The following is a 15,885-nucleotide window of genomic DNA, read 5'->3' as shown; positions in this document are numbered from 1 at the left end:
TCCTTTATTCTGTAACATACAGATATTTAATTTTAACTAAGAGGAGAGCATACGAATGGCCGTACACTTACAAATTGCAGAGCAAGTTAAAAAACATCGTCAAGCACAAAAGGATTATTTAGCACTTGATGCCAAAAGAGAACGAGCAATTGAAACGGTGGTTACACTGGCTAAAGCTGGAAAACCATTTGACACTGTCGAAATTAACCGAATTACAACGGAGATGAATACGATAGCATCATCATTTCAATTTCCAATGAGGAAGCATGTTACGGTGAAAATGGTAAAAGGTTACATTTCTAAACAATAACTTCTTTTCTTTCGCATAGTTTCTTTCCTGGAATCATATAGTTGATTATGACGAGTTCGTGAATATCGAATTGCAGGAGGAATGCACGATGGAAATCGGAGTAATTGGAACAGGAAGTATGGGGACAATTTTATTGGAATCCTTCGTCGATGCTCGTGTCTATATTGAGCACGACTTAAAGATGACAAACCGCACAATTGGAAAAGCCTACGAGTTATCGGAGCAACTCCCAATGATTGAGGTCGTCAATAGTAGCACTGAACTCGTGCAACATTGCGACCTCATCTTCATTTGTGTCAAACCACTACAATTTCCAGATTTATTACGTGAATTGAAAAACCATGTAACCTCGGATACGATCATCATTTCAATTACAAGTCCTATCACTGTAAATCAATTAGAAGATATGATCCCATGTAAAGTTGCAAGGGCCATTCCAAGCATATTAAATCGTGCCTTGACGGGGCCTTCTCTATTGAGCTATGGAAATCGTTTGACTGAAAACGATCAAGAGTTCATTCATAGTCTTATGTCAAAAATCTCCAAACCGCTCGTGATCGATGAGTCTATTACCCGAGTTTCATCAGATATCGTTAGTTGCGGTCCAGCTTTCATGAGTTATTTACTTCAGCAGTTTATTGATGGTGCCACAAGACAAACACAGATATCTAAGGAGGACGCCACAACACTAACAACAAATATGATTATCGGTCTTGGAAAGTTACTCGAAAAGGAATTTTACACATTACCGACACTTCAAGAACGGGTATGTGTACCTGGTGGGATTACAGGTGAGGGTATAAAAGTGCTTGAGCACGAAGTTGGTTTTATGTTTGACCACCTCTTCCAGCAAACACATGCTAAATATTATGAGGATCAGGAGTTAATTAGTAACTCTTTAAATGAGCATACAAAGAAAGGGTAAATGGATTTCATGAAGAGGGGAATATTTTTTAGGAAGGAAATTCCCCTCTTCTCTTTACATTGAATAATACGCCATAAAATATCCTATTCCTGCCTACTTTACATATTTTTTGTTTTTTCTTTAACTAACTTTTCTTCTCCATAGTCTCAGCTATATTGATTTTACCATCCCACCGTCAATTAAAAATGTACTTCCAGTCATATAAGTATTAGCTTCAGAAGCTAAAAACGCAACAACTTGAGCAAATTCTGAGGGTGTCCCATAACGATTAAGCGGTATTGTAGCAATCGAGGCCTTTTGTACTTCTTCTTTTGACTTATTTAGTTTATCAGCTGTATACTGATCTAACTGTTCAACGCGATCCGTCGCGATTTTCCCAGGAGCAACTGTATTAATTAATATGTTATATGAACCAAGCTCTTCTGCTAGTGTTTTCGCTAAGCCGACAACACCTGTTCGAAACGTGTTAGATAATAATAAACCTGGAATAGGTTGCTTGATCGACGCTGATGCAATATTAACAATCCGACCACCAGATTTCTTCATATCTGCTAGGACAGCTCGAATAAGCCGTACATAGCTCATTAAATTTAATTGAAATGAATGCTCCCAATCTTCGTCTGTAATCTGTTCAAACGTACCAGCTGGTGGACCACCTGAATTATTCACAAGTATATCGATCTTTCCAAACGTCTGCTGTGTCACTTCGACTAGTTGTTTAATATCATGCGGATTCGTTAAATCACACTGTACATAGTCAATTTTCCCTTCACCTGTACCATTCGATAGAATTTCTTCTTTTACCGCTTCTAGCTTATTAGAATCACGTCCACTTATCATCACATGTACACCTTCTTTAACAAGTTGTTTTGCACAAGCTTTCCCTAACCCTTGACTTGAAGCAGCTACAATCGCTACTTTTCCGTTCACTTGTAAATCCATCTTAATCCACCACCAGTTCTTATTTTATTTTTTATTGCAGTTTTATTTTTTATATTTACTGTTCATGTTGCTTTAACCATTCCAACGTTTCAGCTACCCCAACATGATAAGGAGTTCTCGGCAACTCACCTATGTTTTGTTCGTATTTCTTTCCACTTAATATGATCGGTGTTTTCGTAATGTACATCATTTCGACTAATTCACGCATTAGTGGTGAGAACCACCCTAGTAATTGGATATTCCATTTTGAAATCGGAACAATTGTCTTATGATAAGAATATACTTCCCTAAATAACTCAATCATTTCTTTACCTGTAATCGCATTTGTTGAAGGAATGTTCCACACTTGATTGTACGTATCTTCTCTTAGTGCAAGCTCTACCATCGCTTTAGCTCCATCCTTCGTATAGAGAAATTCACGCTTCGTCCTGAGATTACCGATAAAAATCGTTGACTTCCCTCTTACCACGTTTTTAAGTGTTTCGTGTAGAAGAGTTCCATTTGCATTAGGACCGTAGACATCAGGCATATGGACGAGTAACGTATCAACATGGCTATTCAATAATAATTTCTCTAACTTTAATCTCATTTTTCCTTTTTTCGTATGCGGTTTTTTGGTGTCTCTTCAGTTATGGGAGATATAGCAGGAATCCCGTATGCATACACATTATCAACATAAGCAAGCTTTGCCTGACATTTTTCAGCTACGCTTACTATATTATTTAAATAGTTTACTAAATATGGATCCCACTTGTGGTACGGAACGTTTAAAGAATGAACTATGATATCGACATCCTTTGCAGCTTGTTCTAGGTCATATTCATTGCCCGCATCCCCTTTATAAATCATCACTTCCTCTACATCGGTAAATAACCTTCTTAGTTTTTCCTCATTACGTGCAAATGCGACGACTGTTAATCCCCTATTCACTAATTCATGAACAATAGCAAAACCAATACTCCCAGATGCACCAACCACTAACGCTTTTTCATGTTAGTCCTCCTTATTAACCACTGGTCAATTTAATATATGATTTAGTACTCTGATTATTAGAATCAGAATACTTTAATCCACTCCTATTAACCCTCTTACTACGAATTTCACATATGATAGAGCCGCATCTTCTGCTTCTGCAAAATTATTGACATAACGATGTTGGTGAATAATGAAACCTTGCAAAGCAATAAAAGTAGCGTATACTTCTTGCAAATGCAATGTATGATCATCAATTAATTGGTGAACTGCTTTTGAAAAAGTCTGATAACAAAGATGAGCAGACTGATGGGTTAAGCTATCCACCTCGTTATGACGAATAGTAAACATCACTTCAAACTCACTTTGATGATCTAGCCCAAATTTAATGATAGAAAGAAATAGGTTCATTAATTTATCACGATTGTCCCCTTCTTCTTCCATTACGTTTTCAACAATTGTATTTAACCGGGTAAAGTCAGATTCGACGATCATATAAAATAGTTCAGCTTTGTTTTTCACATGATAATACAACGCTCCATGTGTACAGTTCAGTTCGTTAGCAATGCTTCTCATTGAAACGTGCTGATAGCCATTTTTCACAAATTGTTTTCTCGCTATTTGTAAAATCGTATCTATTGTTAATTCTTCAGATGCTCGCTTACGTGGTGACATGATTGACCCCTTTTGACCATTGGTTAATATTAGTATAAAAAATTCGAATTTCATTGCAATCAAAACTTTCCGGAGTTTTCTAAAAGGCCTAATTTAGACCTTTTAGGTTTACTCCTTTTTCAAACAGACAAAAAACAAGCGTTCACTCTTATCCGTCGCTTGATATGCTGTAAAATCTTCTTCTACCGCATCAATTTTTAAACCAGCATCGTCTAGCCACTTTTCATATGTTTTAATCGGGTATGTTCTCTGCTTATGTAATTCCTCGAAACGATCGTAACGTCCATCTTCCCCACGCCGAAAAAAGGTTAATTCGTGTTCTACACTATAATCGTACTCTCCAGCAAACGAGTACCAAATATAAGAAACGGACTCGTCAACATCTGTATAAGTTTCACCAATAAACTGTTCAATTTTAGAAATAGAATGGCAATCAAAAAGAAGCAAACCATCTTCCTTCAAATGCTGAGAAAGAAGATGGAACGTTGACTGAACTTCTTCTTCCATCTCTAAATAATTTAGCGAGTCACAAAAAATCGTTATCAAATCAAACTGTTGACCAGCTTCAAACTCAGCCATTGATTGTTGTAGAAGTAAAGGTGAAAAGGAAGCTTGTTCACATTTTTCACGGGCAATTGATAACATTTCCATAGAGAGATCAATACCAGTTAATTGATTTGCACCTTGTGCATGAAAACGTACAAGCATTTCTCCTGTACCACAGCCAATATCTAAAATTGCCGAGTTTCTAATCAATTTGCCTCTCGATTCAAGCTTTTGTTTTGTATAGGTTAACCATTGGTCATAAGGAGCCCCAGCCATTAAATGATCATAAAAGCTTGCAAATGATTGATAACTCATTTTTTAAACTCCTTTTTATTTTTTTAGCAAGTAAGTCCAGCCATCTCGCTGCTCAATTTTCTTTTCCTTTAATAGTTTTCCGATTGCTCGTTTGAACTTCGCCTTACTGATTTTAAAACGAGCTTCGATATCTTCCGGTGGGGTTTTATCCCAATATGGCATAGCCCCGTTTCGCTTTTGTAAAAAAGCAAGAATCATTTCGGCATCTTCTAGCTGTTGTTCAGAACGTTTTGGCATCATTGTTACGTTAACACGGCCGTCATTACGAACAAAGATTACACGAACAGTTAGTTTTTGACCATATCGGATCGTTTCCATAACTTCATCATGATGTAAAAAAGCAATGTAGCCTTCTTCTGAAAAAAGCAATGTTCCATCATCTAGAAAATGATAGGCGTGAGCTGTGATTTCTTCGTTTTTAACTGATTGATCAGCAAACACTGCATCTTTTTCAACAGCTTGCCCCCTCATAATTTTAGCCATTAACCTTCCTTTTTTATCCCAAGTATAAGACAATGGAAGCTTGTCTCCAGGCTTGGGCCAAAGACTTCGATCAGAAGGTAATTCATCCATTGATACAAATAAGTCGCGGGAAATGCCATTATAAAAGAAAACTCCGTGGCCTGTTCTTACGGTCACCGCTTCTAGCCAGGCTACTTCTCCGTCCTTTAATAGCGGTTCCTCCATCGTAGCTGCTAAACGTTGCTTATGGTCATGGTATAAAAACAAATGAAGATTATCTCCAACTTCAACATTACCTTTTACGTCACGTTGATGCAGCAGTATATCTGTTTGACCGTCACTAACAAAAAATCCAAAATCTGATTTACGAACTACTTCTAATGTAACGGATATCCCTGGCTTTAACGTCATTAATCTATAACTCCTTCGAGAGCGACTTCAGGTGCATCCCCCCAAAGTTTCTCTAAATTATAGTAATGTCTTTCATCTTTATGAAATACATGAGTAACGACATCTCCTAAATCAATCAATACCCATCTAGCTTGATCAAATCCTTCCAAGCGTTTGATCTCAATTCCTTCTTTTTGTGCTGATTTTTTTACTTCTTCTGCAATCGCCTGTACTTGTTTATCAGAATTTGCATGGCAAATAACAAAATAATCAGCGATAACTGACACACCTTTCATATTTAAAGCAACAATGTTTTCGCCACGCTTATCATCCATTGCTTGAACAACTAGATGTAAAATTGTTGATGTCATGTATGCATCACTTCTCCTTTTTATTTTTATTAATTAAATCATTATATGTTGCGATTGTTTCTGGGAAAATCAGTTGTCGACGCTTCATTAAAAACTGTACCGTATTCTCTAAAGATTTAATGATTGCTTCATCTAAATTCCTCTTTGCTAGCTCTCGCACTTCTTCAACACCGGGAAATTGTCGATTCGGTTCAATATAATCAGCCAAGAACACAACTTTTTCTAATGTGCTCATCCCAACACGCCCAGTCGTATGATATCGAATGGCATTAAGCACATCTTCATCTGTAATTCCTTGTTCCTCTTTTACGTAAAATGCTCCACATGGTGCATGAAGTAATTCGGTTCCATATTCTAATATCGAATGATCCTGAAGCTGTTCTTTAACCAATGTTCGCATTTCATCCTTATTACGAAACTTAGCATAATCATGAAAAATTGCTGCCAGTTCTACCTTTTTTTCATTTCCCCCATAACGCTTAGCTAATTCAAGTGCGGAATCAACTACACCTAATGTGTGAACATAACGATGCTCTGTTAAATGTTCTTTAACGATCGTCAATGCTTGTTTGCGATCCATATAATCCCCTCTCCTTAATGATCGTTGCGACTTCCCTTTGAACCATATACATAATTGGTTTACCTTCCTGAACTCGTTTACGAATCATCGAAGAGGAAATATCAACTTGGGCGATCTCAAATTGCTTGACAAGATGTGCATAGCTAGAAGTTGATGTTGAGCCAGGACGCTTTACTCCAATAAATGTTATTAATTCAATGAGCTCATCAATCCTATTCCAATGAGGTAAATACTCAATCATATCTCCTCCGATTAAAAATAAAAGTGATACGACGGATAGTTCTCCTTCAATATCTTAACAGTATCAATCGTATACGACCGACCCTCACGTTCAAACTCAACCGTTGAAATATGAAATGAATCTTGTCCAGCTATACTCGCACTCAGCATTTCCAATCGAACCTGATTTGATGCCAGCTCGTCATCTGACTTATGTGGAGGTCGACCAACTGGTAAAAACCATATTTCGTCAAGATCAAACGCAACCATTGCTTCTTGAGCCATCAACATATGACCAAGGTGAGGAGGATTAAACGATCCTCCAAATAAAGCTACTCGCTTCACAGTTTCCCCTCCATTTTACGGTAGGACAATTTCTTTATTTTCTTTAGATTCTTTATATAAAACGATCGTATGACCAATAATTTGAACAAGCTCAGCACCAGTAGCTTCTGTTAATGAGCGAGCCACTTCATTTTTATCCTCATCACAATTTTGCAAAATACTAACCTTTAATAACTCCCGTGCCTCAAGAGCATCGGAAATTTGTTTACTCATATTTTCGTTAACGCCACCTTTCCCAACTTGAAAAATCGGTTGAAGATGGTGTGCTTTGGCTCTTAAAAACCGTTTTTGTTTTCCAGTTAACATTATTTTCCTCCTAGCTGTTGTAAAACAAGTTGTTCCATTCTTTTACGATTAGGCTTTTGTCCTGTCCAATATTCAAAAGATAACGCCGCCTGATTAACAAACATTCCTACTCCATTAAGCGTTTGTATCCCTTTATTTTTCGCTATTTTTAAAAAGGTTGTTTCAATTGGATTATAAATTAAATCACTTACAATAGCATGCTCTTTTACAGTTTCTAATAAAAGCGGAGACTCTTCTATATTTGGACTCATTCCAACAGAGGTTGTGTTAATAATAATATCAAATTCCACTAACCGTCTAGTTGCTTCCTCTTTTGTCAATAAGACAATTTCCGTCTTAAAAAGGTCAGCTAACTGCTTAAAAGGCTCGGCTTTTGATAATGTTCGGTTCGTTATGGCAAGAGCTGCAATTCCTTCATTTAACAGTGAAGTTACAATCCCACGAGCAGCCCCTCCGGCACCAATTACAAGAACACGCTTATTTTGAAGCATTTGTTGGCAACCAAGCAATGATTCAACATAGCCTCGTCCATCCGTATTATATCCAATCAAACGACCGTTATCATTTACTATCGTATTAACCGCTCCGATCAGTCGGGCTTCATTATCAATTTCATCCAAATAATCCATCACTGCCACTTTATGTGGAACGGTTACGTTACATCCAGCAATCCCAAGTGCACGTATCCCATCAATTGCTTGCTTCACAACTTGAGGTGCAACATCAAACACATGATATTCCGCTTCAATCTCTAACGATTGAAACGCATCATTATGAATGAGTGGAGACATCGAATGCGAAACGGGATGACCTAACAATCCAAATACAGCTTTCACTTTCAACTCCCCCTTTAAATGATCGATTCACGGATTGATACACCGACCCCTTTAGGTGCATATGCTTCTATCCGTAAATTTTGACCATGAACTGTTACCCAACCGAGCCCTGAAAAGACAATATCCATTTTCTCCTCACGGATGAGAAATGTCGATTTAACTAGAGGAGGTAACGTTTCTTTCGATTTTGGCCCAGGAGGCACTAACATGTCCCCAATATGCTGTTCGTACAAAGATTCGGCTTTTTCTCTTTTTGTCCGATGAATCATTAGCTCATTTGATAAGTAACATGTAAACGAAGAACGTTCGCCTTCAACAAAGTCAAACCTACATAAACCGCCAAAGAACAATGTCTGTTCCTCGTTTAATTGAAACACTTTAGGCTTTATTTCTTTTTTCGGCGTTATTACCTTTAATTCTTCACTATCAACATAATGAGCCATTTGATGATGATTAATAATCCCTGGTGTATCATACAATGTTTTCCCGTCATCTAATGGGATATCGATCATATCAAGGGTTGTACCTGGAAAATGCGATGTTGTAATTAGTTGTTCCGTGTCACCACCATATGCTTGAATTAATTGATTAATAAAGGTCGATTTTCCTACATTTGTACAGCCAACGATAAAGACATCTCGCCCATTCCGATAAGAATCAATTGCTTCTGCTACTTCTTCGATTCCTTTGCTTTTCTCTGCACTCATTAAACGAACATCAATAGGTCGTAAACCTAGCTCTTTTGCAGACTTCTTCATCCAATTTACTAAGCGGTTATGATTCAACGATTTAGGCAATAAATCCACTTTGTTCCCGACTAACATCACATCATTTTTTCCAACAAATCGGTGTAGACCTGGAAGCCAACTTCCAGTAAAATCAAAGATGTCAACAATCTTTACTATTAAAGCCTCTCGTTCTCCCAACCCATGTAGAATTTTCAAAAAGTCATCATCTGTTAACGAGATATCTTGAACTTCATTATAGTGCTTTAATCGAAAGCAACGTTGGCAAGTGATAATATCTTTTTCTAAGGCAGAAGGAGGGGTATAGCCTAGTCGATTCTTATCTCTTGTTTGTATTTCAATTCCGCAGCCGGCACACGTGATCGTTCTCTCTTCCATCCCTTAGTCCTCCCATTGGATTAATCCACGTTTTTTCATCCATTTAAGAACAATACGTTCCATTGTTCGATTGATTTTAGTTGCGATCCCATCCGTATTTGTAACCGGAACAACAAGTATCGTATGAAGCCCAGCACGATTTCCACCTAATACGTCTGTAAACATTTGATCTCCTATCACAACTACTTCACTTTTTTTCAAGCCCATCTGTTCACACGCTTGAAAAATGAGCGTTTTCTCGGCTTTTGTGCACTATGAATAAAAACCGCGTCCTCAGGATCAGCAAATGCTTTAACTCGCTTAAGATTATTATTCGAAACGATTGTTACCTTCATGCCCATATCTTTTAAATCTTTAAACCACTTTTGTACTTCAGGAGTTGCGAGCGGACGATCCCACTCTACTAATGTATTGTCTAAGTCGGTAATAACACCTTTAATACCTCTAGCCTTTAATTGGTTAAAATCAATATTATATATACTCTTTTCATATTGATTTGGTAACAGCTGTTTAAACAAAACGCCACACCTCTTTAATTTATTTCCAAATGTCTTTACCAAACTTTAACTATACCTGTTTTTTTGCTTAATTTCAATATAACTAGTCCATTCTCACGAGTAAATACTCAACTAATATTGACAAAATTCCTCATGAATCAAAAAAAATGAAAAAAGTTTTCGACAAAAGTGCGTATCAACCTACATTGTGGATATCTTTATACACATATAAAACCATTAAACATACAGGTTTAAACAACCGATAAACAGGATATTAACAACTTATACACCTTTTATTGTGGATAAACAGAACGGTTGTTCTAATTTTAGGAACATGTTAGGATTGAATTAATTAATAAATATACTAATTTATTCCCAATAATTAATAAATATTCCTTAAATATTTCCTAAATAAATATATTATAAAAGGAGGTGAACCTGTCTACCTTAAACTTAGACAGGAGTAGTCATGAAGAACCTTTCAGATGAGCTATTAATTGAGACGTACTATAAGGCTATTAAATTAAACTTAAGCCGCGACTTTATTGAATTAATTCGTCTTGAGTTAAATCGTCGTTCACTTAATGATAAAATAAAACTAACATCCTAATTGCAAAATTTCTGCCTAAAAAAGGTTGTCCAAGCTTCTGATCTTGGACAACCTTTTTTATTTTTAAATATACAATTATTAGATATTTGTATTCTGACTAGAAAAAAGGGATGACGATTGCCATCCCTTGTCTAAAAAGACTCCTGCCTAACACTAGGCACGACCTTCACATATGATTGAGCCACGTAATATTCTATGCAAGTTAGACTCCACAATAATTACTACATGTTTCAATTAATATTAGCGCCTCTCTCTCGGACCGATGCGAATATATTCACGAGGTTTAAATGGCCCCATCCGATCAACGCCGTCATCTAACTGTTGGATTTGATAATTATCAAGACCTTTTAAATGAATTTGACGTTCATTATATTCATGAGCGTACCAGCCCCCAGAAAACAATACTAAAAATATACTAACAGCAGCCAAACATTTCTGTCTTTTGCTCATAATGTTACACTCCAGTTTGGATTTGTTTCTTATCAGTTTCTATTAGAGTTGCTTAGAATAACGATTTCTATACATCATTTTCCAAATTAAAAAAAGTTCTGTTTAATTGTAAGCGCTTTAGAATTCTCCCAAAAAATTTTTATTTTATTTTTTCTTATTATCTACATATTTATAAGTTTCATAAAAAACACACATCCTAACATGTACATCAGATGCATCAGTTTTCGTAATAGGTTATAATTTCAATTAGTCTGAGAATAAAGCTGTCTTAAGAGGTAAAGAAAGGAGCAGAACTTAACGTAGCTTAATTATCACTACATAATATAAAAGGAGGTATATCTGTTGACGCTTTTACATTGGGCTACAATCTCCCCTTTTTTGTTAGCCATTTTAATACCGTTTTTGTATAAATATTTAAGACCGATACATACAGGCTGGTTCGTCTTAGCCTTACCAGTTGCACTTTTTATCTATTTTATTAACTACTTACCGATCACTTCAAATGGTGGAGTAGTACAAGAAGTGGTTCCGTGGGTTCCTTCACTTGGAATCAACTTTACGGTTTATGTAGATGGTTTAAGTTTATTGTTCCTATTACTAATCACCGGTATAGGTGCTTTAGTTGTGCTTTACTCCATCTATTACCTTTCGAAAAAGACAGAGAAGCTTAACAACTTTTATGTTTACCTATTATTGTTTATGGGAGCAATGCTTGGGGTTGTTTTATCCGATAATTTAATTGTTCTATACGTTTTTTGGGAAATAACAAGTTTAGCTTCAGCTTTATTAATTAGCTATTGGTTCCACCGAGAAAAATCAACGTACGGTGCACAAAAGTCAATGCTCATTACGGTGATGGGTGGACTCTCCATGCTAGGTGGATTTTGCCTCGTTTATGTGATGGCAGGTACTTTTAGTATTCGTGAACTAATTGCAAATGTTGACCTTTTGACAGGGAGCACATTATTTATACCTGCGATGATCCTAATATTATTAGGGGCATTCACCAAATCAGCACAATTTCCGTTTCATATTTGGCTTCCTGATGCAATGGAGGCACCTACTCCAGTTAGTGCATACTTGCACTCAGCGACGATGGTTAAAGCAGGTATTTATTTAGTAGCACGTTTAACACCTGTATTTGGCGGGGTACCTGAATGGTTCTGGATTTTATCTGGCTTTGGGATAATCACATTATTCTGGGGATCATTATCTGCCGTTCGCCAAAAAGATCTGAAAGCCATTTTAGCTTTCTCTACAATAAGTCAACTAGGTTTAATCATGTGCTTGCTAGGACTCGGTTCAGCATCGATGTATTTTGGCATGGGTGAAGATTATTTCACTATGGCCATCTTAGCTGCTATATTCCACCTCATTAATCATGCAACATTTAAAGGTAGTTTATTTATGGCAGTAGGAATTATTGATCATGAAACTGGAACACGTGATATTCGCAAACTTGGTGGGTTAATGACCATAATGCCAGTTACTTTTACTATTTCATTAGTTGGAGTAGCATCAATGGCCGGATTACCACCATTTAATGGCTTCTTAAGTAAGGAAATGTTCTTCACTGGTGTACTACGTGCATCTGAATTAACAATTTTTAATATGGAAACATTGGGACTACTTTTCCCAATTTTGGCCTGGGTGGCAAGCATTTTCACCTTCGTCTACTGTATGATTATGTTATTTAAAACATTTACAGGTAAGTTTCAGCCTGAAAAGTTAGAAGTGAAACATGTGCATGAAGCTCCAATCGGTATGCTTATTAGCCCAATTGTGTTAGCTTCTTTAGTCGTTATTTTTGGGTTTTTCCCGAATATTTTTAGCTTATACGTTAATCCAACCAGCAGTAGCTGCTATATTGCCGTCCTTATTACCGGACGGAGAAGTGTTTCACGTTGATATTTACCACTGGCATGGCTTTAATACAGAGTTATTAATGACATTTGGAGTCATTATTTTTGGGACAGTCATTTACTTGCTCATGAAAAAGTGGTCTAAATTGAACATTTATATGCGTGAGCGTGATCCACTTAATTGGTTTTATGATAATGGAGTAAGTGGTGCAATCAGTGGCTCTCAATTCATTACGAGAATTCAAATGACGGGGGTTACTTCGTGACTATTTCGCTTATATGTCAGTATTTATTGTTCTATTAAGTAGTTACACGATGTTTAAATATAATGCCTTTACGATTGAAACAACGAATCTTTCAAGTATTGACCCGTTCATGTGGATCTTAGCGTTTTTATTTATCGTAGCAACGATTACGATACCTTTTATTCATCATCGTATGACGATCGTCATTGTTGTCGGTGTACTCGGTTTCTTATTGGCCCTATTGTTTGTCGTATTCCGTGCACCAGATTTAGCGTTAACGCAGCTATTAGTAGAAACCGTAACGGTCGTTCTGTTTATGCTTGCATTCTATCACTTACCTGAACTTAGAAAAGAAAAATTCACACCACGCTTTAACATTGTTAACCTTATTATAGCGTTAGGAGTAGGTGGACTTGTCACAGCGATTGCATTCAGTTCATTTGCTCTAGGGACTGAAGCGAATTTACCGTCTATTTCTGAGTACTTTATTGAAAATTCAAAAGAGCTTGCCGGTGGTTACAACATGGTAAATGTTATTCTTGTTGATTTCCGTGGTCTAGATACATTACTAGAAGTTCTCGTTCTAGGTATTGCTGCTTTAGGGGTTATTGCACTTGTTAAGCTTCGTCTAACAGGGAGGGAAGATGTATGAAGCAAAACCAAATAAAAACAAATGACGTGATGCTCCATTCGATCACACGGTTTGTAACTTTTATCATCCTTTCCTTCTCCGTATACTTATTCTTCGCCGGTCATAACAACCCTGGCGGAGGCTTTATTGGAGGATTAATGACTGCCAGTGCTTTTCTGTTAATGTACCTTGGATTCGATATGAAAACGATCAAAAAAGCACTGCCGATCAACTTTGCATCAATGATTGCAATTGGCTTATTAATCGCAATAGGAACAGGGGTTTCTAGTATGCTTTTTGGCTACCCGTTCCTCACTCAATTTTTTGAATACTATCAACTCCCTATTTTAGGGGAAACCGAGCTTACAACAGCTCTCCCGTTTGATTTAGGTGTATATTTAGTTGTCGTAGGTGTTGCATTAACGATTATTTTAACGATTGCGGAGGATGATAAGTAATGGAAATATTAATGTCCATCACTGTAGGTGTCCTCTTTACAGTGGGAACGTATATGATACTAACAAAAAGTATGTTACGTGTCATAATTGGTTTAATTCTTCTTTCACACGGCGCTCACTTACTGTTATTAACGATGGCTGGTTTACAACGTGGAACACCACCACTTTTAAGCCTTGGATCGGAAGCTTACGCCGATCCGCTACCACAGGCACTTATATTAACAGCCATTGTCATTAGTTTTGGGGTCACGTCCTTCTTACTAGTACTGGCATATCGTACGTACAAGGAACATAAGACGGATGATTTAGACCAATTGAGGGGATCTGCTGATGAGTAATTTAATTTTATTACCTGTATTAATACCGTTTATTATTGGGACTGTTTTAATTTTATTTTCAAAACAACATACAATCCAACGAGTCATAAGTGCTATCACAATGACTGGGATGTTAGCCTTAGCAATTTACCTAGCAATAGATGTGTTTCAAAATGGCATAACAACACTTGAATTTGGAAACTGGAAAGCTCCGTTTGGGATCGTTTTTGTTGCGGATATGTTTGCAACGATGATGGTTGTCCTTGCAAGTATAGTCGGTTTTGTCTGTTTGTTTTTTGCCTTTCAAACGATTTCTCCAGAACGGGAAAAGTTTTATTTTTACCCATTTTACTTTTTCCTTCTCGCTGGGGTTAATGGTTCTTTTTTAACAGGGGATTTATTTAATCTGTTTGTATTTTTTGAAGTAATGCTGATTGCATCCTATATCCTTATTGTTCATGGAGGAACAAAATACCAGCTTCGTGAGTCGTTAAAATATGTCATTATTAATGTTTTTGCATCAGTTTTATTTATTATTAGCATAGCCTATCTCTATGCTGTAACAGGAACATTAAATATGGCTCAGCTTGCTGAACGTGTTGCACTCCTAGAACAAACAGGTGTATTGAATGTTATAGCTATATTGTTTTTACTTGTTTTTGGCATGAAGGGTGCTCTTTTCCCTTTATATTTCTGGCTACCACGTTCATATTATGGACTCCAGCAGCGATTGCTGCATTGTTCGGAGGTTTATTAACAAAAGTAGGAATCTATGCAATCATTCGAATGTTTACGCTCATCTTCACTCATGACCCAAGCTTTACACATTACATTATTGTAACCTTAGCAGGTCTTACGATGATATTTGGAGTTTTAGGTGCCGTATCACAATTTGACTTTAAACGTATTTTGTCTTACCACATTATTAGTCAGGTCGGATATATGGTGATGGGACTAGGTATTTACACACAGCTAGCGATTGCAGGGGCGATTTATTATATTGCTCACCATATAATCGTTAAATCAGCCTGTTCCTTTTTGCTGGAGCGGCCCAGAAGGTTACAGGCACAACCGATTTAAAGAAAATGGGCGGACTTTTAAAAACACACCCTTACTTAGGTTGGATGTTCTTTATATGTGCCATCTCACTAGCTGGAATACCTCCATTAAGTGGATTTTTTAGTAAGTTCCCTATTATACTAGCTGGCTTTCAAGAAGGTGGATATGTTATTTCCGGCGTAGCTTTAGCCGTTGGTCTTTTAACGCTTTTCTCGATGATTAAAATTTTCATGTATGCTTTTTGGGGTGAACAAAAGCATACGAAGGAACAGGCACAGTATCGAGTAGGAAAGCTACTTTTACCGATTGTTCCACTGGTAGCTTTAACGATCATATTAGGTTTTGCTGCTGAACCTGTTTTCCAATATTCATTGCAAGTAGCTGAACAAATCTTAGATCCATCAATCTATATCGAATCTGTGCTAAAGGAGTAGTTGC

19 protein-coding genes and 3 pseudogenes are annotated in these 15,885 nt (G+C 36.9%); 7 read left to right on the top strand and 15 right to left on the bottom strand.

The features are described from left to right. The first annotated feature begins 55 nt into the window (after positions 1-55). The gene (locus JCM19034_RS11985) at positions 56-310 is read left to right on the top strand and encodes a DUF2533 family protein (protein WP_062050007.1); all 255 of its coding nucleotides are present in this window, start codon (positions 56-58) and stop codon (positions 308-310) included. Between the two features lie 88 nt (positions 311-398). Beyond that, positions 399-1,235, top strand: coding sequence for a late competence protein ComER (comER, locus tag JCM19034_RS11980; RefSeq protein WP_062050005.1), 837 nt, complete (start codon positions 399-401; stop codon positions 1,233-1,235). Positions 1,236-1,385: 150 nt separating this feature from the next. Here comER and JCM19034_RS11975 read toward each other — a convergent pair whose 3' ends face one another. The 14 genes and pseudogenes from JCM19034_RS11975 to JCM19034_RS11920 all read right to left on the bottom strand — a co-directional run bounded on the left by JCM19034_RS11975 (position 1,386) and on the right by JCM19034_RS11920 (position 9,836). Next, the gene (locus JCM19034_RS11975) at positions 1,386-2,177 is read right to left on the bottom strand and encodes an SDR family oxidoreductase (protein ID WP_062050003.1); all 792 of its coding nucleotides are present in this window, start codon (positions 2,175-2,177) and stop codon (positions 1,386-1,388) included. Positions 2,178-2,232: 55 nt separating this feature from the next. Further along, positions 2,233-2,766 carry an NAD-dependent epimerase/dehydratase family protein gene (locus JCM19034_RS24115; RefSeq protein WP_269431698.1) on the bottom strand — a complete coding sequence of 178 codons (534 nt, stop codon included), beginning with the start codon at positions 2,764-2,766 and terminating at the stop codon, positions 2,233-2,235. Beyond that, positions 2,763-3,155 (bottom strand): SDR family NAD(P)-dependent oxidoreductase, encoded by a 393-nt coding sequence (locus tag JCM19034_RS24110; RefSeq protein WP_269431697.1) that lies wholly within the window; start codon positions 3,153-3,155, stop codon positions 2,763-2,765. The genes JCM19034_RS24115 and JCM19034_RS24110 overlap by 4 nt, the downstream gene beginning before the upstream one ends. An 87-nt stretch (positions 3,156-3,242) precedes the next feature. Then, the gene (locus tag JCM19034_RS11965) at positions 3,243-3,824 is read right to left on the bottom strand and encodes a TetR/AcrR family transcriptional regulator (protein ID WP_062050001.1); all 582 of its coding nucleotides are present in this window, start codon (positions 3,822-3,824) and stop codon (positions 3,243-3,245) included. Positions 3,825-3,932: 108 nt separating this feature from the next. Then, positions 3,933-4,685, bottom strand: a complete 753-nt coding sequence (locus JCM19034_RS11960) for a class I SAM-dependent methyltransferase (protein ID WP_062049999.1) — start codon at positions 4,683-4,685, stop codon at positions 3,933-3,935. 15 nt (positions 4,686-4,700) lie between these two features. Next, a complete protein-coding gene (locus JCM19034_RS11955) occupies positions 4,701-5,558 on the bottom strand; it encodes a S1 RNA-binding domain-containing protein (protein ID WP_062049997.1) in 858 nt (285 codons plus the stop codon). Beyond that, positions 5,558-5,908, bottom strand: coding sequence for a ribosome silencing factor (rsfS, locus tag JCM19034_RS11950; protein WP_062049995.1), 351 nt, complete (start codon positions 5,906-5,908; stop codon positions 5,558-5,560). The genes JCM19034_RS11955 and rsfS overlap by 1 nt, the downstream gene beginning before the upstream one ends. Before the next feature lie 7 nt (positions 5,909-5,915). Continuing rightward, positions 5,916-6,488: a bis(5'-nucleosyl)-tetraphosphatase (symmetrical) YqeK gene (gene yqeK / locus JCM19034_RS11945; RefSeq protein WP_062049993.1), complete on the bottom strand. Its 573-nt coding sequence runs from the start codon at positions 6,486-6,488 to the stop codon at positions 5,916-5,918. Then, a complete protein-coding gene (locus tag JCM19034_RS25030; RefSeq protein WP_370621917.1) occupies positions 6,457-6,729 on the bottom strand; it encodes a nicotinate-nicotinamide nucleotide adenylyltransferase in 273 nt (90 codons plus the stop codon). The genes yqeK and JCM19034_RS25030 overlap by 32 nt, the downstream gene beginning before the upstream one ends. Before the next feature lie 11 nt (positions 6,730-6,740). Next, positions 6,741-7,052, bottom strand: a complete 312-nt coding sequence (locus JCM19034_RS25025; protein ID WP_370621916.1) for a nicotinate-nicotinamide nucleotide adenylyltransferase — start codon at positions 7,050-7,052, stop codon at positions 6,741-6,743. 15 nt (positions 7,053-7,067) lie between these two features. Further along, a complete protein-coding gene (gene yhbY / locus JCM19034_RS11935) occupies positions 7,068-7,358 on the bottom strand; it encodes a ribosome assembly RNA-binding protein YhbY (protein WP_062049991.1) in 291 nt (96 codons plus the stop codon). Continuing rightward, positions 7,358-8,194 carry a shikimate dehydrogenase gene (gene aroE / locus JCM19034_RS11930; RefSeq protein WP_062049988.1) on the bottom strand — a complete coding sequence of 279 codons (837 nt, stop codon included), beginning with the start codon at positions 8,192-8,194 and terminating at the stop codon, positions 7,358-7,360. The genes yhbY and aroE overlap by 1 nt, the downstream gene beginning before the upstream one ends. Before the next feature lie 14 nt (positions 8,195-8,208). Then, positions 8,209-9,318 carry a ribosome biogenesis GTPase YqeH gene (gene yqeH, locus JCM19034_RS11925; RefSeq protein WP_062049986.1) on the bottom strand — a complete coding sequence of 370 codons (1,110 nt, stop codon included), beginning with the start codon at positions 9,316-9,318 and terminating at the stop codon, positions 8,209-8,211. Between the two features lie 3 nt (positions 9,319-9,321). Then, a pseudogene (locus tag JCM19034_RS11920) lies at positions 9,322-9,836 on the bottom strand (YqeG family HAD IIIA-type phosphatase). A 448-nt stretch (positions 9,837-10,284) separates the two neighbouring features. Here JCM19034_RS11920 and JCM19034_RS11915 point away from each other — a divergent pair. Beyond that, positions 10,285-10,425, top strand: a complete 141-nt coding sequence (locus tag JCM19034_RS11915; RefSeq protein WP_062049984.1) for a sporulation histidine kinase inhibitor Sda — start codon at positions 10,285-10,287, stop codon at positions 10,423-10,425. A gap of 240 nt (positions 10,426-10,665) precedes the next feature. On the opposite strand, the gene JCM19034_RS11910 is transcribed toward JCM19034_RS11915, so the two are convergent. Next, positions 10,666-10,875, bottom strand: a complete 210-nt coding sequence (locus JCM19034_RS11910; protein WP_062049982.1) for a hypothetical protein — start codon at positions 10,873-10,875, stop codon at positions 10,666-10,668. Positions 10,876-11,217: 342 nt separating this feature from the next. Between JCM19034_RS11910 and JCM19034_RS11905 the strand changes: the two are divergent. The 4 genes and pseudogenes from JCM19034_RS11905 (at position 11,218) to JCM19034_RS11890 (ending at position 15,881) form a co-directional block, all read left to right on the top strand. Then, positions 11,218-13,634: pseudogene (locus JCM19034_RS11905) on the top strand (Na+/H+ antiporter subunit A). Next, positions 13,631-14,071: a Na(+)/H(+) antiporter subunit B gene (locus JCM19034_RS11900; RefSeq protein WP_062049980.1), complete on the top strand. Its 441-nt coding sequence runs from the start codon at positions 13,631-13,633 to the stop codon at positions 14,069-14,071. The pseudogene JCM19034_RS11905 and the gene JCM19034_RS11900 overlap by 4 nt, the downstream one beginning before the upstream one ends. Beyond that, entirely contained in the window at positions 14,071-14,409 is a 339-nt protein-coding gene (locus JCM19034_RS11895) for a Na(+)/H(+) antiporter subunit C (protein ID WP_035345628.1), read from the top strand. The genes JCM19034_RS11900 and JCM19034_RS11895 overlap by 1 nt, the downstream gene beginning before the upstream one ends. Beyond that, positions 14,402-15,881 (top strand): annotated as a pseudogene (locus JCM19034_RS11890) (Na+/H+ antiporter subunit D). The gene JCM19034_RS11895 and the pseudogene JCM19034_RS11890 overlap by 8 nt, the downstream one beginning before the upstream one ends. Positions 15,882-15,885: the final 4 nt, after the last annotated feature.

Source organism: Bacillus sp. JCM 19034, from assembly GCF_001310635.1.
GTDB lineage: Bacteria > Bacillota > Bacilli > Bacillales > Bacillaceae_D > Halalkalibacter.
Note: the sequence above shows the minus strand (reverse complement) of the source record. Positions and strands in the feature narration are given on the sequence as shown.